At 37.5% G+C, this 20,778-nt stretch carries 20 protein-coding genes; 7 read left to right on the top strand and 13 right to left on the bottom strand.

Going from position 1 to position 20,778, the window contains the following annotated elements; all coding sequences use genetic code 11:
• Window positions 1–23: 23 nt before the first annotated feature.
• Genes NQ185_RS12780 through NQ185_RS12765 form a run of 4 tightly spaced genes read right to left on the bottom strand, consistent with a single transcriptional unit; the run spans window position 24 to window position 4,556 of the window.
• Window positions 24–1,730, bottom strand: a complete 1,707-nt coding sequence (locus tag NQ185_RS12780; protein ID WP_257582264.1) for a type 2 periplasmic-binding domain-containing protein — start codon at window positions 1,728–1,730, stop codon at window positions 24–26.
• Between the two features lie 25 nt (window positions 1,731–1,755).
• The gene (locus NQ185_RS12775) at window positions 1,756–2,637 is read right to left on the bottom strand and encodes a carbohydrate ABC transporter permease (protein ID WP_257582263.1); all 882 of its coding nucleotides are present in this window, start codon (window positions 2,635–2,637) and stop codon (window positions 1,756–1,758) included.
• A gap of 16 nt (window positions 2,638–2,653) precedes the next feature.
• Complete coding sequence (locus tag NQ185_RS12770) at window positions 2,654–3,610, bottom strand: ABC transporter permease (RefSeq protein ID WP_257582261.1); 957 nt, start codon at window positions 3,608–3,610, stop codon at window positions 2,654–2,656.
• A 31-nt stretch (window positions 3,611–3,641) separates the two neighbouring features.
• Window positions 3,642–4,556 (bottom strand): dihydrodipicolinate synthase family protein, encoded by a 915-nt coding sequence (locus tag NQ185_RS12765; RefSeq protein ID WP_257582259.1) that lies wholly within the window; start codon window positions 4,554–4,556, stop codon window positions 3,642–3,644.
• A gap of 320 nt (window positions 4,557–4,876) precedes the next feature.
• Between NQ185_RS12765 and NQ185_RS12760 the strand changes: the two genes are divergently transcribed.
• The 6 genes from NQ185_RS12760 (at window position 4,877) to NQ185_RS12735 (ending at window position 9,822) form a co-directional block, all read left to right on the top strand.
• Window positions 4,877–5,356 carry a FadR/GntR family transcriptional regulator gene (locus NQ185_RS12760; RefSeq protein ID WP_257582258.1) on the top strand — a complete coding sequence of 160 codons (480 nt, stop codon included), beginning with the start codon at window positions 4,877–4,879 and terminating at the stop codon, window positions 5,354–5,356.
• Window positions 5,337–5,570, top strand: a complete 234-nt coding sequence (locus tag NQ185_RS12755; protein WP_257582256.1) for an FCD domain-containing protein — start codon at window positions 5,337–5,339, stop codon at window positions 5,568–5,570. Before NQ185_RS12760 ends, NQ185_RS12755 begins: the two co-directional genes overlap by 20 nt.
• Before the next feature lie 23 nt (window positions 5,571–5,593).
• Window positions 5,594–6,277 carry a FadR/GntR family transcriptional regulator gene (locus NQ185_RS12750; RefSeq protein ID WP_257582255.1) on the top strand — a complete coding sequence of 228 codons (684 nt, stop codon included), beginning with the start codon at window positions 5,594–5,596 and terminating at the stop codon, window positions 6,275–6,277.
• Window positions 6,278–6,475: 198 nt separating this feature from the next.
• Window positions 6,476–6,643, top strand: coding sequence for a hypothetical protein (locus NQ185_RS12745; RefSeq protein ID WP_257582254.1), 168 nt, complete (start codon window positions 6,476–6,478; stop codon window positions 6,641–6,643).
• A gap of 533 nt (window positions 6,644–7,176) precedes the next feature.
• The gene (locus NQ185_RS12740; protein ID WP_257582434.1) at window positions 7,177–9,135 is read left to right on the top strand and encodes an LTA synthase family protein; all 1,959 of its coding nucleotides are present in this window, start codon (window positions 7,177–7,179) and stop codon (window positions 9,133–9,135) included.
• Window positions 9,136–9,225: 90 nt separating this feature from the next.
• Window positions 9,226–9,822: an AAA family ATPase gene (locus tag NQ185_RS12735; RefSeq protein WP_257582253.1), complete on the top strand. Its 597-nt coding sequence runs from the start codon at window positions 9,226–9,228 to the stop codon at window positions 9,820–9,822.
• A gap of 558 nt (window positions 9,823–10,380) precedes the next feature.
• Here the strand turns inward: NQ185_RS12735 and NQ185_RS12730 are convergent.
• The 3 genes from NQ185_RS12730 to NQ185_RS12720 all read right to left on the bottom strand — a co-directional run bounded on the left by NQ185_RS12730 (window position 10,381) and on the right by NQ185_RS12720 (window position 13,601).
• Window positions 10,381–11,637, bottom strand: a complete 1,257-nt coding sequence (locus tag NQ185_RS12730) for a quaternary amine ABC transporter ATP-binding protein (RefSeq protein WP_257582252.1) — start codon at window positions 11,635–11,637, stop codon at window positions 10,381–10,383.
• Complete coding sequence (locus NQ185_RS12725; protein ID WP_307000917.1) at window positions 11,634–12,542, bottom strand: ABC transporter permease; 909 nt, start codon at window positions 12,540–12,542, stop codon at window positions 11,634–11,636. Before NQ185_RS12725 ends, NQ185_RS12730 begins: the two co-directional genes overlap by 4 nt.
• 63 nt (window positions 12,543–12,605) lie before the next feature.
• On the bottom strand, window positions 12,606–13,601 hold the full coding sequence (locus NQ185_RS12720) for an ABC transporter substrate-binding protein (protein WP_257582251.1): 996 nt from the start codon (window positions 13,599–13,601) through the stop codon (window positions 12,606–12,608).
• Window positions 13,602–14,229: 628 nt separating this feature from the next.
• Here NQ185_RS12720 and NQ185_RS12715 point away from each other — a divergent pair.
• On the top strand, window positions 14,230–14,385 hold the full coding sequence (locus NQ185_RS12715) for a hypothetical protein (RefSeq protein WP_257582250.1): 156 nt from the start codon (window positions 14,230–14,232) through the stop codon (window positions 14,383–14,385).
• Between the two features lie 28 nt (window positions 14,386–14,413).
• Here the strand turns inward: NQ185_RS12715 and NQ185_RS12710 are convergent, their stop codons facing one another.
• The 6 genes from NQ185_RS12710 to NQ185_RS12685 form a co-directional block, all read right to left on the bottom strand.
• The gene (locus NQ185_RS12710; protein ID WP_257582249.1) at window positions 14,414–15,160 is read right to left on the bottom strand and encodes a hypothetical protein; all 747 of its coding nucleotides are present in this window, start codon (window positions 15,158–15,160) and stop codon (window positions 14,414–14,416) included.
• Window positions 15,161–15,329: 169 nt separating this feature from the next.
• The gene (locus tag NQ185_RS12705; protein WP_257582248.1) at window positions 15,330–16,541 is read right to left on the bottom strand and encodes an MFS transporter; all 1,212 of its coding nucleotides are present in this window, start codon (window positions 16,539–16,541) and stop codon (window positions 15,330–15,332) included.
• Window positions 16,542–16,864: 323 nt separating this feature from the next.
• Entirely contained in the window at window positions 16,865–17,353 is a 489-nt protein-coding gene (locus tag NQ185_RS12700) for a DinB family protein (protein WP_257582247.1), read from the bottom strand.
• Between the two features lie 296 nt (window positions 17,354–17,649).
• Window positions 17,650–18,426 (bottom strand): energy-coupling factor transporter transmembrane component T family protein, encoded by a 777-nt coding sequence (locus NQ185_RS12695; RefSeq protein WP_257582244.1) that lies wholly within the window; start codon window positions 18,424–18,426, stop codon window positions 17,650–17,652.
• Complete coding sequence (locus NQ185_RS12690) at window positions 18,407–20,056, bottom strand: ABC transporter ATP-binding protein (RefSeq protein ID WP_257582243.1); 1,650 nt, start codon at window positions 20,054–20,056, stop codon at window positions 18,407–18,409. The genes NQ185_RS12695 and NQ185_RS12690 overlap by 20 nt, the downstream gene beginning before the upstream one ends.
• Window positions 20,053–20,628 (bottom strand): ECF transporter S component, encoded by a 576-nt coding sequence (locus tag NQ185_RS12685; RefSeq protein ID WP_257582242.1) that lies wholly within the window; start codon window positions 20,626–20,628, stop codon window positions 20,053–20,055. Before NQ185_RS12685 ends, NQ185_RS12690 begins: the two co-directional genes overlap by 4 nt.
• Window positions 20,629–20,778 lie beyond the last annotated feature (150 nt).

Genomic DNA, 20,778 nt, shown 5'->3' with positions numbered 1-20,778 from the left:
AGCACTGCGGGACGACCTTTTTATTATTGTTTACCTTGTAAAAGGTCGGAAACTAATGGTGCTTTATCTAATTCTTCAATCATTTCCTTACCGCCATTTTTCATCCAGCTGTCAACATATTTATCCCATTCTTTGTCGACATCCACTTCACCAACAATCGCTTTCATTCTGAATTCATCTACAATTGTTTTAAGTTGTCCACCATAACGCTTGTCAATTTCTCTTAAGTTTGTTTGATTTAAAAGATCCCATTTGTAAGGACGAATTAACATTTTTTCTTTAACATCTTCACGAGCATACCATTCATCTTTTAATTTTAATGTGTATTCGGAAGTAAACCATTGCATTCTTTCTTTATCATACGTACGGAAGTTGTAAGCCCAGAATCCAGTTTCGCCTTCTTCTAATGAGAATTCAGGACGAACTTTAATCGCTGACTTATTAGGTTCTCCTTCCCAATCAGAATGCTCACCAATTTCTCCGTACAATGTCCATCTTGCTTCATTGTCAAAGTTAATGTAATCAAAGATTTGAAGAATACGTGCTAATTGCTCGTCCGTTACTTTTTTAGAAATATAAAAGCTGTCTGCCAAGTTAACGACCGGTAAATACGCTGCAATCCCTTGTTGACCATCTGGACCAATTTCAGGTGCAGTAGCTAGAACTTTTGCTGTAGAATTTTCACTTTCTACGATATTTTGTGGAGCACGTCCTCGTGTCCAGTCATCCATTGCAAGGTAAGCAGGCTGTGCAATAAAATAACCAATTTTACCTGTTTTGTATTTTTCCCAAGTCATTTTTTCATCTAATGTTGTAAATTCAGGATCAACAATACCTTCTTTGTACCATCTTGCCATAACTTTTAAGAAGTCTTTATAGTTCTCAGATACTTCCATACGAACTAATTTATCGTTTTCAATAAAGTTGTAGCCGTTACCTAATTGGAAAGCTCCTAGTAGTGTTGCTGCCCAGTTAAGGTTGTTGTTAGCAGGTAAAATACCATATGTGTCATTTTTACCGTTTCCATCTGGATCTTTGAATGTGAAGTCTTTTAAAATTTTCTCTAACTCTTCTAAAGTATAACCATGTTCAGTAAAGTAGATTTTCTCACGACCACCGCTTGGACCTACTGGTTTTGCATCGGCAGGTACTTCATAGCCTAAATTTTCAAGCCAATCTAAACGTAATGTTGGGCCCCAAGCCATTCCATCTACGTGTGCATATTGTGCAATTAATTGTAAATATTCATTATCTGTGTCCTTTTTCAAGTTCATGATAGGACCAGGTTGATTTTCTTCTAACATTTTCATATAACGTGGTGCATATTTTTCTAACATTTCTTTAGGGATGGTTCTTGTTAAACCTGAATCAAACATTTCTTGAGGGGTTTGACCACCTGCAGTGAATGAAAAAGTATCAGGTAAGTCTCCGGAAGCAACCATTAAGTTTGTTTGTTCCGCATCCCAAGTATCTACTTTCGTGTTAACGATTTTAACGTTAAATTGCTCTTCTAAACGTTTTTGAACATAGCTGCCATCTTCTGCTTTCCCTCTCGTAAACGATCCAGAAAGTTTTAATGTTTGTTCTTTTGAGAAATCTCCAACTTCAGGCAATTGCGAGACATCAACTTTTTCAGCCGCCTTGTCATTGCCGGCTTTCGAACCACATCCAGAAACGATTAGAGCTGTTCCCAAGAAACCTGCTATCAATGCTTTCTTCATCTTTTTCATTCTTTTTCCTCCTTTTTTTGATCGGTTACCCCTTAAGCGAACCAATCATAATCCCTTTTATAAAATATTTTTGAACGAATGGATATACAAGAACAATCGGACCGATTGATATGATAACTGTCGCAGCACGCACATTAGCTAGCAGCAAGTTTTGGGATGAACCCCCGCCTGCACCAATGGCCGCTGCGTTTTCTGATTGTGATGCATCCATCGCGGTCAACATTTTTCGAACAACGATTTGTAATACACTTTTGGCATCGTCTTGTATATACACAAGAGCGTGGAACCATTCATTCCAATGGAAAACAGCTGCCCATAGTGAAATCGTTGCGATTACTGGTTTTGATAACGGCAGAATAATTTTTGTTAAAATAGTGAAATATCCTGCCCCATCCATCATGGCTGACTCTTCAATTCCTTTATCGATGGTCATGAAGTAGTTTCTCATGATAATGATGTAAAAAACGTTTACAGCTGTTGGCAAAATTAAAGCCCATCTTGTATCAATCAAACCCAAGTTTTTAACTAATAAATAATCAGGAATAATTCCACCCGAGAAAAACATAGCGATCAAAAAGAAGATGGTGATCGTATTTCGGAATGGCAAGTCTTTTTTTGATAACGGATATGCCGCTAACATTGTGAAAGCTACGATTAAAAATGTCCCTGATACTGTACGGAAAACGGTATTGGCATATGCCTTCATCGTATTTCCGTAAGTAAATACATATTGATAAGCATCAGTAATCCAATCTTTTGGCCACAAATTCATTCCTAATCCTGAAATTTGTTTAGGATCTGAAAAGGAGATGACGATTGTTTGCCAAAAAGGATATAAGACTAAGATTGAAAAGAATATAAATCCAATGATCAAACAAAATTCAAATATAGAGAATTTTTTCTTCACTTAAATGATCCCCTTTCTACCAAATTCCATGTTCACTTTTTCGACGAATAATGGCATTGGCACCTAGAATAAAGATGATGCCGATCACGTTTTTAAATAATCCAACTGCGGTTGCATAATCGAACTGGAATTGTTCCAAACCACTTCGATAAACATACGTATCGATAATATCCGCAACTTCGTAAACAAGAGGATTATACAAGTTCAAGATTTGGTCAAACCCGGCATTCAAGATGCCTCCAAGCCTGAGGATAAAAAGAATAATAACCATCGGCATAATCGAAGGAAGTGTAATATGAATCATCTTTTTAAATCTGCCTGCTCCATCCATTTCAGCAGCTTCATATAATGCCGGATCGATTGATGCAATCGTTGCTAAATAAATGATGGCACCATATCCAATTTCCTTCCAAATATCGGTTAATAAAAGAACCGGAATAAAGAATACTTTACTAGCCAAGAAGTTTACAGGATCTCCACCGAACGATGTGATGATAAAGTTTATGATCCCTCTTTGCGGTGAAAATACTTCAATAATCATCGCTGACAAAATTACCCAAGACATAAAGTGTGGTAAGTAGGAAATCGATTGGGTTACTTTTAAGAATTTTTGATTACGGATCTCATTGAGCAAAAGGGCAAAAATAATAGGTGCCGGAAATGCTATAGCGATTTTCAAAATACTAATAATTAACGTATTTTTTAACGCTCTCAAAAACATAAAGTCTGTAAATAATCTTTTAAAGTGTTCCAAATCATTCCATGGGCTATCCCAAATCCCGAGTCCTGGTGAAAAATTCTTAAATGCTATAATGACCCCATACATGGGGAGATAATTGAATATAAATAACATGATTGCTGGGAACAGCAGCATGACATAAAGCAATTTCATTTTCTTCACTTGTTCCCAAGTAGAGTTTTTTGGGTTTTTAATCTCTACTGTTTTATCTGCGATGTTCGCTTTCGCTTCCATTTTTTCTCCTCCTTTACATCAAAATGCTTAATTATGCGTAAATCTTTATTAAGCTCTCAATCTCTTGATTAAGTTCTCGCAATGATTCCCAATCATTTTCTTCTACCGGCAATAAAGGTAAACGAGGTGAACCCGTTTCAATGCCTCTTAAACTTAAGATTGCTTTTGTCGCACCGTATAAGGAAGGATAGCTTAATAGTTTTGTAATAATAGTGTTAATTTTATTTTGTAGATCTTGAGCTTTTTCAATTTGACCTTGTTTGAAAAAAGTGTCTAGTTGGCAGAACAATTCAGGCATCACACCGTACGTACCGCCAATTCCTCCGTCTGCGCCCATAATTCGTCCACCCAAAAATTGCTCATCAGGACCGTTAAATACTAGAAATTCTTTTCCACTATTTGCTTTAAATTGCTGAAGTTCAAACACACTCTCGCCAGACATTTTAACTCCAATAACCTTATCTTGTGCTGCCATTTTCTTAAATAAGCTTTGCGTCAAGTTAAAGCCTGTTGTTTGAGGAATATTATAGATAATGAAAGGAAGTGATGAACTATCAATCATTTCTTGCCAATGTCTTTCAACCGCTTTCTCAGACAGGCGATAATAAATTGCAGGTACTGCTGATATGGCATGAGCGCCTAGAGCTTCTGCATGAATAGCTAATTCCTTGCTTTCTTTTGTTGAGTTGGCCGCAACGTGAACAATGATTGTTAGTTCTTGTCCAACTTCTTCCATAACCGCTTTCAAAACTGCTTTTCTTTCATCAGCGGTTTGGAGAATCCCTTCACCAGAGCTCCCACCGACATATAATCCTTTTACTCCGGAGTTCACATAATATCTAGCAAGCTTCTTTACTCTTTCCGGGCTTACCTCTCCCGCCTCGTCATAAGCAGAGTACATCGCTACAAAAACACCTTTAAACTTGTCCAAATCCCATGCTGTCATATTTTCATCTTCTTTCTTATTTATTGACATAGTATATATTCAAAACTATCATACTATGGTCTTACCAGTTAGATAGATTCTAATTTTAACCAACTTAAATCTTACAGTTGATTAAAATTTTTCCAACGTGTAAAATTAACTTAACGGTCATCTGATGGTCTGACCACTTGAAGCTTGTAATTTAAAATTAATCGCTTTCAGGAAAAATGTCAATCATTTTTTATAAAAAATATTTTAGTAGTTATTCTGCGAGAATCTATCGTTATAATAGAGTAGTAAGAATTCCCTAATTCCACTTAAATTAGATTGGGGCGTAAGCCATGTTTGTCCAACGTAAACAGACGTTATCAGAAGTTGTTAGTGAAAGAATCAAATCATATATATCCGAAAATAAATGCCAGCCTGGTGATCGTCTCCCTACTGAAAAAGAAATAATAGACATGCTTGGGGTGAGCAGGACTATTGTAAGGGAAGCGTTAAAGACATTACAATCACAAGGGATTATTGAAATTAAACAAGGACTTGGCATTTTTGTAAAAGAAATTAAGATTCAAAGCATTTTACGAAATATATCCCCTTTTTTAACGATTGATAAGGTGAAATTTAAAGAAGTCATTGATACGAGAATCATTTTTGAACTAGGTGCAATAGGTCTTGCCATAAATCATGATGACCCAGAAAAAATTAAGCAAATGTCCTATTGGAACGAAGCCCTTTTGGTAAAAGCAAAAAAATGGAGAAAAGCCCAAAAACGAAGATTTGCATTTTCATCGTTCGTTAATGAATGCTACGGGCAATGAAACTTTTATCCAGTTATCCTCCATCATTACTGAATATTTTAGCATGAATCAACTAGAAAAAATTGTGGATTTAGATGAATATGTTGCCTCTTATAAAGAACATCAAACAATTATTGAGTGTATTCTAAATAAAGATGTAGAAAAAGCAAAGCAAGCGATGGAGACGCATCTACATCATTTGTATAGTTTACTCGATGATTGGAAAGAAGATTAAAACAAATTAAGGCTGTGATTGTATTGAAACGGATTGAAGATAGAGAAAGATTTACTTTAAGTAAAATTGTTAGTGAAAATTTAAGACAATATATTATTGACCACCAATTGAAAACAGGTGACAAGCTTCCTTCTGAACGGGATTTAGCCGTAATGTTAGATGTTAGCAGGGTGATTGTAAGAGAAGCGTTGCGCGCATTGGAATCAACTGGAATTATTGTGATACGCCACGGGGAAGGCGCTTTTGTTAATACAGATGATACTAGCGTCATTCTAAACCATTTATTATTTTTCTGGAGAATGAGTAATGACCGGATTGAAGAGCTTTTTGAACTAAGACAGTTACTTGAAAAAACGGCGATTGAACAGATTATCAACAATTCAAATACAACGCAACTGACAGTATTGGAAAATATAATCTTTGATATGTCGCAAACAAAGGATTCCAATACATTCAAAGAACTAGATATCGAGTTTCATAAAGAATTAATTAAAGCAACGAATAATGAGCTGTTTAAGCAATTAACCGATGTCATCGTTCAATATTTTTCGGGCGTCTCCCTTGATATGGACGAAAAAAATAGAAACAAAACGACCGTTGAGCACCAATTAATAGTTGATGCGATAAAAGATAAAAACAAAAAGCTTGCGATTCAGCTTTTAAATGACCACTTGCAGTATTCAAAACATCATACAGTTAGTATTTAGAGTGGCAAATGCAATCGCCATTCTAAATGCCTTGGAACGAATAAAATTGTAACCATTCCGTGTACCTTAGAAATCGAGCATATGCATTTATGCTCTTTTTTATTTTGCTTGCTTTTGGAAGCAAAAACGAAATCTTATTCATATTTTTTATTTAGTGGTTCAAACTATAGAGGCAAATATGGAAGGGAGCGAAAAAATATGAGTCGTGGCAAAGGTTTTAACCATAAAGAAAAAGGTCATCCCGGTAACTTTCCCAAAAATAGCCTAACTGAAGAGAAGAATCACACTAGGCAAACCGAGCAAATGGAAAACATTGTTACTCATGAAGCCTTTAAAAATCGTATTAAAGAAGACGAAATGCCTTGATATAAGTTAATCAAACAGAATAGCAATATTCCTCGAGGCAAGCTAATATATCTGCAAATTTTCTAGTTGGCGACTCTTTGTTGGAGTCGTTTTTTTTATGAAGGTACTGGCCTCTTGTCACGGAATTCCTAGGGACTTTTTAAATTAGAAACTGAAAAATAGGTCGCCTTATACCTTTTTAATAAAAGTTATAGCTGCACCAATCCATCATTCAATAAAACGCAACTACACATTAATTCACAAAAAAATAATTTTTATGAAACTTAGAAAAGTAGGAGTCAAGCTTTCATACATCCAGTAAAATAAAAATATATTTAACTCAAGCCTATTTTTTTTGAAGCGTGTAACTCCTCATTATCAAATTCGTCTAAATAAATGCAGGCTGTTTTTTTAAAGTTTATTGTTTGTAAAAGTCCAAAAGCAGGCTTTTACAGCTATTTGGAAGTTTAATGAATTTTAGAACAAAATCTACATTTAATAAGAAAAGAGCCAACATAAACCTGGCCCCTACGGAGGTGAAATACGTGATTGCTATGTTAAAAGAAGATTTACTATTCATTTACTTTTTTCTTTCCATTTGCTTTATTGATATTGTTTTTAGATTATCGACGATCAATACGTTTTCGTATACAGATATTGTTATTTCCTTTTATTTTCTAGCTGCCTACATGGTGGCAATCTATTTAATATGCAGCTTTTTCCAAGGTACTGCACGATTGCTACTTTCTAGTTTTCTTTTTATCGCAGTAATTTTTATATATGTTTCTCAGCTTATTTATTTTCAATTTTTCCGAACATTTTACAGTATGTACTCTTTAGGAAAAAGCGCTCAGGTTTTTGAATTTTGGAAGGATGTTGTCCAATACTTACTTAACCATTTGATCGTTGCCATCCTATTATTATTTCCTATTATAATATTTATTGTCTTTGGCAAGAAAATGTTTCCGTTAAATAAGATAAGCTGGGTAAAACGCGGTGTATTTATATTTTTATTTTTCCTATGTTATTTAGCAGGGATTGTTTCGGTATATGCAAGCGGAGATGAGCAAAACACTGCTTATGACTTATATTTTAACAATAGTTCTACCCTGCTTTCGGTTGAACATCTTGGATTACTCACCTCAATGCGAATCGATTTCCAAAGATTGGTTACTCATTGGTCTCCCGATGTAAAGGCTCCCGTTATATCTGAGCCCGAACCAAATCCAATTGAACAACAACCTGCCGAAGAGCTGCCAGAAAAGCAACAGGAAGAAAAGGTAGTGGAATACAATGTGTTGGATATTGATTTTTCCAAACTTATTTCCGAGGAAAATGATCAAGCAATCCAAGACATGCATAAATATTTTGCTAATATTCAACCGACGAAAAAAAATGATTACACTGGGAAGTTTAAAGGATACAATCTTATCCTTCTCACAGCGGAAGGTTTTTCACCAGCCGCCATCGACAAGAATGTAACGCCTACTTTATATAAACTCGCCAATGAAGGGTACCAATTTACAAATTTTTATACACCTATTTGGCAAGTAAGTACTTCAGATGGGGAATATGTTGCCTTACAAGGATTAATTCCAAAAAGTGGCGTTTGGAGTTTTCAAGAATCAAGTAAGAACCATCTCCCCTTTGTCCTTGGGAATCAGTTGCAAAAGAGAAATTATTCGACGAGGGCTTATCATAACCATACGTACACATATTATGGCAGAAATACTTCACATCCGAATTTAGGATATGACTATAAAGCTCTTGGAAAAGGACTTAATGTGAAAGAAACTTGGCCAGAATCTGATTTGGAAATGATGGAAAAAACGGTTCCGGAATACATTGCTGATGAGCCATTTCATACGTATTACATGACAGTTAGCGGCCATATGCAATATTCTTTTACTGGAAATTACATGTCGTGGAAAAACAAAAAATTTGTAGAAGATTTGCCTTACTCCGATCAGGCAAAAGCTTATTTAGCCGCACAACTCGAACTAGACCGTGCTTTAGAGCATTTGTTGGCTGAATTAGAAAAGGCAGGAATTGCCGAGCGAACTTTGATTGCTTTGAGCGCTGACCACTATCCATATGGCCTCGACGACCAGACAATTGATGAACTTGCCGGTCATCCTGTTGAAAGAAACTTTGAACTTTATAAAAATACCTTTATCCTTTATACAAAAGGAATAAAACCGGAAGTCATCACAAAACCTGCATCAAGCTTAGATATCTTACCAACACTATCTAATTTGCTGGGTCTTGATTATGATTCCCGACTTCTAATGGGAAAAGACATTTTTTCTGACGCTGACCCGCTTGTACTATTTTTAAATAAAAGTTTCATAACCGACAAAGGAATGTACAACGCCGAAACCCGCACATTCACAGCAAACACCGGCGAACAAATCGATAAAGACTACATTAAATACATTTCCTCCATCGTAGAAGCAAAATTCTACTACTCAACGGAAATACTCGAAACAGATTACTATCGCAAAATTGAGTGAGTGCCAGGCACCCAAACAACTCCGAAACAATTCGAAATTGGTTGAATTGTTCGAGTGCCTGGCACCGGAACAATTAAGGAGTGGCATGTGTTGATTATTTGGATTAATGGGACGTTTGGGTCGGGAAAGTCGACGACTGCATATGAGTTGCAGCGAAGGATTGAAGTGTCTCATGTGTATGACCCGGAGAGGTTTGGGTATGTTTTGATGAGGAATGTGCCTAGGGAGATAGCGGAGGGTGATTTTCAGGATTATCCTTTATGGCGGGAGGCAAATTATAAATTATTAAGACATGTGGCGGAACAGTATGATGGTATTCTCATTGTACCGATGACTCTAACAACTGAGGCTTATTTTGAAGAAATTGTTGGACGGTTAAGAGCTGACGGTATTGAGATTAAGCATTTTACTTTGTCTGCTTCGAAAGAGACAATTGAAAAAAGATTGAAAAAGAGGTTAGATGGAAAGAATTCATGGGCACACAAACAAATAGAGGGACGTCTGGAAAGCTTATCGAAAAATACATTTCGAGAGCATATCTATACCGATGATATGACTATTGATGAAGTCGTTGAGAGGATTGCTCGACTATCCAATGTGATATTACTTCCGGACCGCCGGACAAAAATTAAAAAAACAATCGATAGACTGTCAACCGGGTTAAGGGAGATAGGATTATTTAAATAAAACTTGGCAAATGAAAACTAGCAGGACTCTTTAAGTAGAAATACAACGGAAAGCGCACATTGAACTTTTCATCGTGTGGGCTTTCCATTGAAAAAGATGAGTGAACGGGCACATTGGAGCCCTCATCGTGACCTTTCCATTGAAAAAAACGAATGGACGGGCACATTGGAGCCTTCATCGTGACCTTTCCATTGAAAAAAACGAGTGAACGGGCACATTGGAGCCCTCATCGTGACCTTTCCATTGAAAAAAACGAGTGAACGGGCACATTGGAGCCCTCATCGTGACCTTTCCATTGAAAAAAACGAGTGAACGGGCACATTGGAGCCCTCATCGTAACCTTTCCATTGAAAAAGATGAGTGAACGGGCACATTGGAGCCTCATCGTGACCTTTCCATTGAAAAAAACGAGTGGTCGGGCACATTGTACTGCTCATCGTGACCTTTTTGTAGAAAAAAACTGGTGTATGGGCATATTGAACCGGTCATCGTTGCCTTTACATAAAAAAGCAAGGATACGGGTGCATCTATGCATTTTACCCGTATCCTTACCATCTTCTACACAATTACATTTTCGTTGCCGTCTATTCCATCCACATCACTTTCGCTCTTATCCCCACTATCGCCATTTTCACCATTCTCACTAATCAAACTTGCCAGCACATGTACTCTTAAAATGATCCCTTTTATTTGCCTTTCCTCATCCACGACGACAATCGGATATTTAGATTCTAGCACTTTTGGAATAATGTCCTGCACATATTCAGCAGGATCAACCGTGTTGACGTCTGTGTCTAAAACATTTTGCAACGTTTTCTTTTGTTTCAAACCTTCGATCGCCCCGTCAATCGTAACAAGTCCTTGGATCCGCCGACCTCGATCGACGACAAAGGCACTCGATATCCCATTTTCTCTCATCACTTTAATCGCCACGTTCAATCCGTCTTTTAAAGACACTAGTCCAAATGGCTTCACCATTATATGTTCGGCTTGTAAAATTTTGGAGCGATCAATATCTTTTATAAAATCAGAAATATATTCATTCGCGGGCTGTTCTAATATTTCCTCCGGTGTTCCAATTTGTTCGACATTTCCATCTTTCATCACTGCGACACGGTCTCCAATTTTAAACGCTTCATTCACATCATGGGTAATGAAAATTATCGTTTTCTGAAGTCGATTTTGAATATCTAGAAGTTCCAGCTGCATTTCTCTACGAATTAATGGGTCAAGCGCACTAAATGGTTCATCCATTAATAAAATATCAGGATCATTCGCCAAGGCACGCGCAATCCCAACGCGCTGCTGCATCCCTCCGGAAAGCTCATCCGGATACTTATCTTCATACCCTTTTAACCCAACTACTTCTAAATGATTTTGCGCGATTTTTCGTCGTTCCTCTTTAGGCAAGCCTCGTACTTCCAAGCCATATTCAATATTTCCGAGGACCGTGCGATGGCTAAAAAGACCAAAATGCTGGAATACCATTGCAATTTTCTTTTGGCGATAATATTTTAGCTGTTGCGCATTATATTCAACGATATTTTCGCCATCTACATAAATCGCTCCGGTTGTAGGGCGATTCAACATATTTAAACAGCGAATTAAAGTTGATTTCCCGCTTCCGGAAAGCCCCATAATAACAAAGGTTTCCCCTTCCATTATTTCCATGGATGCATTATAAACGCCGACAGTATGGCCTGTTTTCGCTAAAATGTCACTTTTTGATTCTCCCTTTTCAATCATAGGGATTACCCTTTTTGCTCTTTTACCAAATATTTTAGATACATTTTCAAGTTTCATTTTTACAGTCACGAGTCTTCCCTCCTGTGCTTTTGAAGACGCTCAGCAATTCCACCTGTAATGCGGTCGATTATAATTGCCAGGAAAACGATGCTAATTCCTGCTTCAAATCCTAATGAAATATCGATGCGATTGATTGCGTATAAAACTCGTTCACCAAGTCCTTGCGCACCAACCATGGAACCGACGACCGCCATCGCAAGGGCCATCATCGTTGTTTGGTTAATTCCAGCCATCATCGTCGGCAATGCCTGAGGCAGTTGTACTTTTACTAACATTTGCATGGTCGAAGATCCGAATGACTGCGCTGATTCAACAACTTCCTTGTTCACATTTCGGATCCCAAGTTCGGTTAAGCGACTAACAGGCGGCAATGCATAAATTACCGTCGCAATCACGGCCGGAACGTTTCCGAGCGGGAAAAAGAAGATAACTGGAATTAAATAAACAAAACTCGGCATCGTCTGCATCGCATCAAGCAAAGGCCGCATCGCTTTTGATAACACTTTATTAAATGCCATTAAAATTCCAAGTGGGATTCCGATGATTAGAGAGAGTAAAACGGAGATCAGTACGATGGCAACGGTGGTCATCATTTCTGGCCACAAATTGAAAGACCCGACTAAAAACATGAAAAACGAAAATAGCAAGCCACCGTACACATTTGTAAAATACCAACCTAGTAAAAAAACAATAATGATGAAAACCCACCATGGAATCGAGATTAACGCTGATTCCAATCCTTTGATCGACATTGATGCGATGACAAATATAAAATCAAAGAACGCTTTAAAATTTTCCGCTAAAAAGTCAATAAACTTTTCTACGCCATTACCAATCGGTATGCGTATATCAGGAAATTCACTCATATGAATTGGGCTGATTAATACAGCCGCCCCAACACCTTTCCAACACAAATTTTATCCACTATCTTTAAAAAAGAGGAGAACTGCAACTAATGCAGCTCTATCCTCATTCCTTTACTTCAATGATTCCTTCACTTTTTTCGCTACATCTTCAGGTACCCATTTAGTCCAAACATCTTCATACTCCTGCATCCACCACTTCGCGGCATCATCTGCTTCCGCTTCGTTTTCTTCCATATAATCGAGCGCTTTTTCTGTTAGATCGTTGCTTGTTTCATAGTTTTTTAGAAACTCAAATACTTCTTTTGCTTGATTCGGAAAATCTTTATGAACCGCAATGACAACATCATTTGGCGGGAATTCAGTTCCTTTATTCTCTTCCCACACTTCTTCATCATAAGGATGATCTTCAAGCAGTGTTAAGTCGTAACCAGCTGTTACCCAAGTTGGCGACCAATAATACCCAACCCATGGCTCTCCTTTTTTATATGCTCCCGCTAATGATGCGACAATGGCAGAATCCGATCCAGGCGCCAAGTAATTAAATTTATCATCCAACCCATATGTTTCCACCTTAGTCGCTAAATGCTCACTTACGACCCAACTTGATGGTGCACCAACGATTCTCCCCTTACTTGTATCTTCCGGATCTTTAAAAACCTCTGGATATTTCGCTAAGTCTTCAACTGTTTTTAAATCCGGGGCAACTGGTTCAATTCCTCGTTCCGCATCTCCTTCGATCACATACGTAGGAACATATAAGCCTTGGGTATTATCATCAAAATTGGTCGAAGCCTTAACAATACTTCCTTTTTCAATTGCCTTTTCATAAACTTCTTTAATATTATCTGTCCATAGTTCCATGTATACGTTGACATCGCCTTGTTCCAACGCTTGCACTGTTGCTGCCGTCGTACCAACAGTTACATCAGTGTCATACCCATATCCTTCTTCGATGATAAGCTGCGCGATGCTATTATGGACACGAATACTATCCCAGCCGGCATCTGCAAATTTTATTACTTTAATACTTTCTGAACTTGCGCCGCTACTACATGCAGAAAGTAAGAGTAGCATACTAGTAAACACAAACATGTAAATTTTTCGCATAACAAATAAAACCCCTTTTTCATAGTTTTTTAAATTAAACAGGTTGTTTTTAAAGAATAGAACTTTTACAGATTTATGGAAGGAAGAATCTGAAGAATAACTTGAGCACCGAAGCGGATAAACGACCTATATTTAATGGTACGGGGATTCCGGATTCATTACAAATAACTAAATACGATGTATAAGTGCATATGCTTCCATTCAATAACCTCTCGTCATGTTACACAGACTTTTCATTAAAATTACTGCCATATCCTCCGCAATCATCGTTTTTAATGTTGTTTACCACAAATACGACATGATAAACATTAAAAAAAGATGGCGCCGACATAAATATGCAACAACATCTTTATCGTGAATTGTTATCAGTTTCCGTGAAACCTTATTTCTTTACGGATAAACGGACTTCATGTATTTTTTGCCTTTTAACTGTCAATACTTCTGCTAATCTTGGACATGCTCCTTACCAAATTTTTTAACCGTTTTTTTAAGCAAAATATGGGTATCTATACTAGGTTTCATGTTATAATTGCTAAAAATACATGATGTTTTTTCTACTACAATTATCATAAACTTTATTATAAGGAATTTTATTATCACTAAGTTAACAAGGGAGGCGTGTAATGGTATGACTGCAGAAAATTTGGATAAACAAACGATAACTGTTAATTCATCCATCTCCTTAAAAGGAATCGTGAAAGCAATTTTCAAAGATAATGTTCATGTCCAAATTGGTGGAAAAGTGATTTCTTTACCTTTATCCAATAAAGACGTAGTAAAATAATTTAAACAGGTGATGCCGCAAACGGGCATCACCTTTCTTGTCTTTTGGATTCTTTCTTTTCAGGATTCATTAATAATGTTAGCGATTGGTCATTTCCATTCATCAAATTATAGACATAAGCGGATGTTAGCTTAAATCCATTTTCAATTTTTTCTGCTAAAAAGCTGGCACGTTCAAATAGTACTGATCGAAGGTGGCTTATTTCTCTTAATATTTTCTCCGTTAATGCCTCTTGATTTTCTAACCTGCTTGATACTTGTTCCTGAATATCCTTTTGTCCTGAAAGTTCTTCTTTCATTAGTTTTTGCAATTCAATCTGTTCTTTCATTTTTAATGCGAGCTGTTCATTGGCAGATTCAGATTTTTTTAAACGATTGACGATTTCTTCATTCATTTCACTTAATTTCGACATTTGTTCAAGCCATTCTTGTTTTAAAGCATGTTCATTTTCTATCATCTGTGCATTCTTTTTATTCAGCTTCGACAGCCATTCAATGACTTCTCCTTCAAAATGTTCATGCTTCAAATGAATATCCCTTAATTCATCCAGATGATCACCAATTTCTGTCCACTGTTCCGTATGCGTTTTTTCCTGCTGTTCATATAAAATTTTTAAATCGAGGAAAGAATGAGTCAACACCTCATTGGCTTCCCTCTGCTGCGTAATCAATTCTGACAAGTAATCAACCTTATAAAACTCTTGGTTATGTGTACGAATTTGTTCATTATTTTTAAAAACATTTGGATTCTCGTTCTTATTAATAAATAGCCCCACTCCGTTTTCACCCCTCACTGCATGGATTGTATTATCTTATGCATTGGGTGTATGCAGGGGGTACAATTGTTGGGATTTCGTTAAGGAATTTATCGGCCTAGTAAACTAAAAAAAGCCTAAAGTTTATGAACTTGAGGCTTTTTCAGATTAGCAGTACCAAGTACTACAATTATTCCAATTCGATTTGTTTTGTTTCTTTTCCTAAAAAAATGACAGCAATTACGCCAATGACAATGGCGATACAAAATATCCCGAAAACAATGCCGATATCGATTTTGGCGGCGACAAGGGACCCGACTAATAACGGTCCCAATACTCCGCCTATCCTGCCGGCAGCAGCAGCCATCCCGGCACCAGTTCCGCGGATAATTGTCGGATATTGCTCCGGTGTATATGCATAAAGCGCTCCCCATGCTCCCAAGTTAAAAAATGATAGGAAGATACCAGAGGTGAGTAGGATAGCTGTTGTGTCAGCATTCCCAAAAATCAGTGCACTAATAGCCGTACCAAGCAAATATAGAGCTAGTACAAATTTTCTGCCCATTCGCTCAATCATCCAGGCCGCCGTAAAATAGCCCGGAAGCTGTGCAAGTGTCATTATTAGAACATATTCAAAGCTCTTAATGAGGCTGAAACCTTTCATTACCATAACACTCGGCAGCCATAGAAACATACCGTAATACGAAAATACAACCATGAACCATACAATCCACAACATAATGGTCGCTTTTACATATTTTTTGGACCAAACATCACGGATATTTTGAAAAACAGATTGCGTCAATTTTTTCTTCGCTGAAAACTGCGGCGAATCAGGAAGCTTTATACGCAAGTAAATCGCATAAAATGCCGGTAAAGCTGTGATAACGAGCGCTACCCTCCAACCATATTCGGGTATGACGAAATAGGAGATCAGTGCTGCCACTAGCCAGCCAACCGCCCAGAAGCTCTCTAAAAGGACAACAATACGACCTCTTTCCTTCGCCTCAACACTTTCAGAAACGAGCGTCGATGCAACTGGCAGTTCTCCTCCAAGTCCCGCTCCGACGAAAAAACGCAAGACCATAAACGCCGTTAATGTCGTCGTAAGTGCCGACAATCCACTTCCGACTGAAAATAGGACCAATGTTAACATGAACACATTTTTACGCCCAATCTTATCAGCCATTATTCCAAATACTAATGCACCTACAACCATACCGATGGAATTAACACTACCAATCCAGCCCATTTGCTCCGGCGTTAAATTCCATTCAATCGCAAGCGCTGCAATGACGAATGATAATATTCCGACGTCCATGGCATCAAATGCCCATCCAAGACCGGCGATACTAAGTAATTTTTTTCGTGAAATAGTGGATTGAGTTTTTGTTAAGTTCACCTTCGCATACCCCTGTCTTTACACGTGTAAGTTATATTATTCACAAATGAATATACACCTTTACATACAATGTTGCAATAGGAAATTTTCCTTTACAATAGAAAAATTCGTTCAAAAAAAACTCCTCCCTTTGGTATGCCTTAGTTGATCATAATTATAAGAATGTGAAATTATTAACATCTTTTTGTTTAGATGGCTGTTTTCTTAAAGTTTGTTGTTACTATATTGACGGCTTTTATCCCAGATTAAGAAGTTGGATTCTTCATTTTGAGAAAAAAGGCATTAAAAAAAGGCACCTGATAGGCCCACTTGATTAGATCACTTTATTTATCTTTAGCTATTGACGCAAGACCTCTCCCAATCAAGTTAGCTGATACAGGTTTTACACCTAATTCTCTAGCCCAAATGGACAATTGGCCAATATGATGAATTTCATGAGCAATCACATGTCTCATAACTTCTCCCCAAGTATCAGTGACGATTCGTCCATCGGGCAATGTATCGTGAAGCAAGTTATCCTCCATGTCCTCTTGCCAATTTAGAACGAACTCTTCAACTTCAGATTTAAATTTTGCATCAAGCTCCCGTACTCTTTTTAAACTATAGAATTCCTCAAAATTCTCCTGAAAATCCGGTTTTCCTTGAAGAACTCGAATCCAGCTCCACTCAACATCAACTATGTGGAAAAGCGTCTGCAATATTCCTCCTACTCCACCTGTTCTGTTAAGAAGCAGTTCTTCTTCAGCGATGTTTTCACACCAACGATACCAGTCTTCCCTGACTTGCCAATTGTAGTGAAACAATGTTTTCATATCTTTTCCTCCATTTTTCTTATCGATTAATAGCTTCAAATAATATTACTGTACAGCTATCTACTTAAAATATTTCATGCCGACAGCAAATTCTTTGAATCCGAGACTATCATAATAGGAAGCAATATTCTATTCGCTGAACAATTCAATATGGACTTTTTCTTTGAGGCTTTCCTCATAAGAGAGTTTTTTTGTATTTCGTTAAGGTCCCTCTTCATGATTCTTCTTAAATAAGATTGTGCCACAATAATCGCAAGTAAAACAACTATGATTATACTTAATAACAGGACCATACGTTATTCACCTAATTTATATCCGATTCCCCATATCGAAATGAACAAGCTAGCAAAAAAGAGACTAACCATTACACTTAAGAAAACCCAGTCTTTTACGGAGACGGAGAATTTATGGAAGTACGTGCGATTTCGTGATCCGGTAAATCCTTTTGATTCCATTGCAATCGCTGTTCGTTCAGCTTTTCGAATGGCGCTTGCGAGTAAAGGGATGATGAGTTTGGTCTTGGACGCTAGCTTTCCGTGTAACCCTTCCATACGATTGACCCCTCTAATGTGGTGAGCACGGCGGATTATTTTTAATTCATCATGTAAAAGCAGAAAAAATCGATAGCCTGCAAGGATTCCATACGCAAGTTTCGGCGGCATTTTACACTGCTGAACAAGACTTAAAATGAAGTGAATCGGATTTGTTGTCATAATGAATAAAAGAGATAGACTCGTAAAACACAATACTCGCAGTCCAAGGGCTAATCCAGTGGAGAGACCATAGTCTGTGATGGTGATTGGCCCTATTTTAAATAGATTGATTGTCTCTATTTCTGCAGGGGGATGGGAAAATACTGCTATTGTCGATATATAGCCGAATGCCAATATGAAAAAAGGAAGAAAAAAGAGCAACCATCTTTTCAGCTCTATCTCCCCAAACAAAAAAGTCACAGCCAAAATAAGGAGCCATAATAGAAATGGGGTCACTGGATCATATGAAAATGAAATGCAAAAAATTAGAATGATAACTGCCAATGCTTTTATACTTGGGTTAACGGAATGTAGTTGCAAATCGTTCCCTCCGCTGTTTCCATTGTTTTCTTACTTCATATTTTACCGGCAGTTGAAGCTGTGCCTTATCCAGCCATTCTTCCGGACTGGTGAAGAGTTGATAAGGAGTTCCTTGAAAAGTCACTTCTCCGTCAACTAATACGATTGTCTGATCTGCATATGAATCAACAAGTTCCATATCATGAGTAATCATCAAAGCTGAAACTCCGAATTGTAGCCGTTTTTCAACCATATTCATCATCTCTTTTGTCGTATCCGCATCTTGTCCGTAAGTTGGTTCATCCAAAATTAATAAAGTTTGTTCATCTACAAGCATCGTTGCTACACTTAACCTTCTTTTCTGCCCTTGACTAAGTGAAAAAGGATGATGATGTTCAACTTGTTTTAGCCTAAATGACACGAGAACTTCTTCTATCGTCTCATTCATTTTTTTTACATCTACACCTTGCATTTTCAGTGAAAAAGCCACTTCCTCGTAAACCGACTCAGCAATAAATTGATGTTCAGGATTTTGAAAAACATAGCCAATCCTTTTACTCAAATCCAAATCCGAATAAGCTGCCAGATTTCGATTTTCCAACAAGACGTCTCCTGCTTCTGGCTTTTCCAGGCCGCTTAATACATACGAAAGTGTCGTTTTACCTGCCCCATTCGGGCCGACTATCGCTGTTAAGGAGCCTCTTGGAATATTGATATTAATGTTTTGTAAAATACGATTCTTTTTCCGTGAAAAAGTAAGATTTCTTGCTTCTAGTATGTTTCCCTTAGGGAGTCTTGATTTTTCTATTATATCCGGGATTTCTTCAAGCTCCTCAATGAGTTCATCAATGGTTAAAGGAATTGCATTTGAATTCGAAAAGTTTTCTTTAAGTAATAATGTTTGCGGCAATGATATACCTAGTTCTTTTAATAGATCAAGATGGGATTGAAAGCAACTTCGTGTTTGCCCGTCAAACATGATTTTTCCGGAATCCGAAAGGATTAAGCAACGATCGGTAAAGCTAAGCCAATGATCAAGCTTATGCTCAATGATAATTAGGGAAAATTGCAATTCTTTTTGCAGACGCCGAATGGTTTCAGCAAAATCTTTAGTGGACAAAGGATCAAGCAGGGCTGTCGGTTCATCTAAAATGATTAACTTCGGTTTCATCGCTAATACACATGCCAATGCAACTTTTTGTTTCATTCCTCCCGAAAGAGCAGCTATTTTATCAGATAAATTGTTTTCTATTCCCATTACGCTTGCTGCCCATTTAACCCGCTCAGCTATTTCCTCACGCGGCACGTTCAAATTTTCCAAGCCAAAAGCAATTTCATCTTCTACGGTCAACATACAGAATTGGGTTTCAGGATCTTGGAAGACGATACCGACCATTTGATTCACTTTACCCGGTGAATATTCACCAATATTTTTACCAAACAAATAAATATCACCTTTGCTAAATCCATCAATGGATCTGGGAAAAAGTCCATTGATGCATAACGCAAGTGAACTTTTCCCTGATCCACTCGGACCTATAAGTAAAAGGTTTTCCCCTTTTTCAATTGAAAAAGAAATATCATTTAAGATATGCATTTCTGAGTCGTCATACGAAAAGGAAAAGTGACTTATTTCCAACAACTGAGTCATGCCGTTTTTCTCCTTTTTCTTTCCTTTCCAAGTGCCATTCCATTCAGCACTCCTGTCTTCGCAAGCGTATCGCTTATATATTTGCCTAATAATCCCGCCAACAAAGCTCCAGAAACGAGCCGGATGATCAGCATCCATAAAACATATTGAGGCGACAAAGCTTGAAAGCCAGAGAGGAAATACCCCCAAGCGAAACTAAAAACGGAAGACCCCATACCGGCCGCGATTAAAATCGGGACGCTATATCGCTTCCATCCTGTAGCCGCAAAAACAAGCTCCGCCCCCAAGCCTTGAATCATTCCGGATAATATCAATCTCGGACCATTCACATTTCCTATTAAAACTTCAACGAAGGCGGCAATCGTTTCAGCTAAAAAGGCAGCTCCGGGTTTTCTAATAATATAAGCTGAAATGATTGAAACAATAAACCAAATTCCAAAAATCGGTTCATATCCTATTGGTCCCATAAAGCCAACCATGATGCTTCCGACCTGAAAAAATAATAAATAGACGATAGCGAAAGCAACAGCCAACGTAGACATGACGACAATTTCACGCAAATTCCATTCCATATTTCTACTCCTCCCAATCTAGCCGTATTGTCAAAACATCTATAGTAAAAAGTTAATAATTCCTTGATATAAAAGGGTTTATAAGCAAAAAACTTGCCACCCCCATAATTTTAGGATAAAAGTGAGGTTACCACACACACACCAAAATCC

The sequence above is a fragment of the Lederbergia panacisoli genome (assembly GCF_024626525.1).
Lineage (GTDB): Bacteria > Bacillota > Bacilli > Bacillales > Bacillaceae_C > Lederbergia > Lederbergia panacisoli.
The sequence above is the reverse complement of the archived record's forward strand: the minus strand, read 5'-3'. Positions and strand labels throughout refer to the sequence as shown.

What these genes read in the sequence shown, in the direction of transcription:
- NQ185_RS12780 (WP_257582264.1), bottom strand. Translation starts at nt 1,730, where the DNA reads ATGAAAAAGATGAAGAAAGCATTGATAGCAGGTTTCTTGGGAACAGCT.
- NQ185_RS12770 (WP_257582261.1), bottom strand. Translation starts at nt 3,610, where the DNA reads ATGGAAGCGAAAGCGAACATCGCAGATAAAACAGTAGAGATTAAAAAC.
- NQ185_RS12765 (WP_257582259.1), bottom strand. Translation starts at nt 4,556, where the DNA reads ATGACAGCATGGGATTTGGACAAGTTTAAAGGTGTTTTTGTAGCGATG.
- NQ185_RS12760 (WP_257582258.1), top strand. Translation starts at nt 4,877, where the DNA reads ATGTTTGTCCAACGTAAACAGACGTTATCAGAAGTTGTTAGTGAAAGA.
- NQ185_RS12755 (WP_257582256.1), top strand. Translation starts at nt 5,337, where the DNA reads ATGAATGCTACGGGCAATGAAACTTTTATCCAGTTATCCTCCATCATT.
- NQ185_RS12745 (WP_257582254.1), top strand. Translation starts at nt 6,476, where the DNA reads ATGAGTCGTGGCAAAGGTTTTAACCATAAAGAAAAAGGTCATCCCGGT.
- NQ185_RS12740 (WP_257582434.1), top strand. Translation starts at nt 7,177, where the DNA reads ATGTTAAAAGAAGATTTACTATTCATTTACTTTTTTCTTTCCATTTGC.
- NQ185_RS12720 (WP_257582251.1), bottom strand. Translation starts at nt 13,601, where the DNA reads ATGCGAAAAATTTACATGTTTGTGTTTACTAGTATGCTACTCTTACTT.
- NQ185_RS12715 (WP_257582250.1), top strand. Translation starts at nt 14,230, where the DNA reads ATGACTGCAGAAAATTTGGATAAACAAACGATAACTGTTAATTCATCC.
- NQ185_RS12700 (WP_257582247.1), bottom strand. Translation starts at nt 17,353, where the DNA reads ATGAAAACATTGTTTCACTACAATTGGCAAGTCAGGGAAGACTGGTAT.
- NQ185_RS12690 (WP_257582243.1), bottom strand. Translation starts at nt 20,056, where the DNA reads ATGACTCAGTTGTTGGAAATAAGTCACTTTTCCTTTTCGTATGACGAC.
- NQ185_RS12685 (WP_257582242.1), bottom strand. Translation starts at nt 20,628, where the DNA reads ATGGAATGGAATTTGCGTGAAATTGTCGTCATGTCTACGTTGGCTGTT.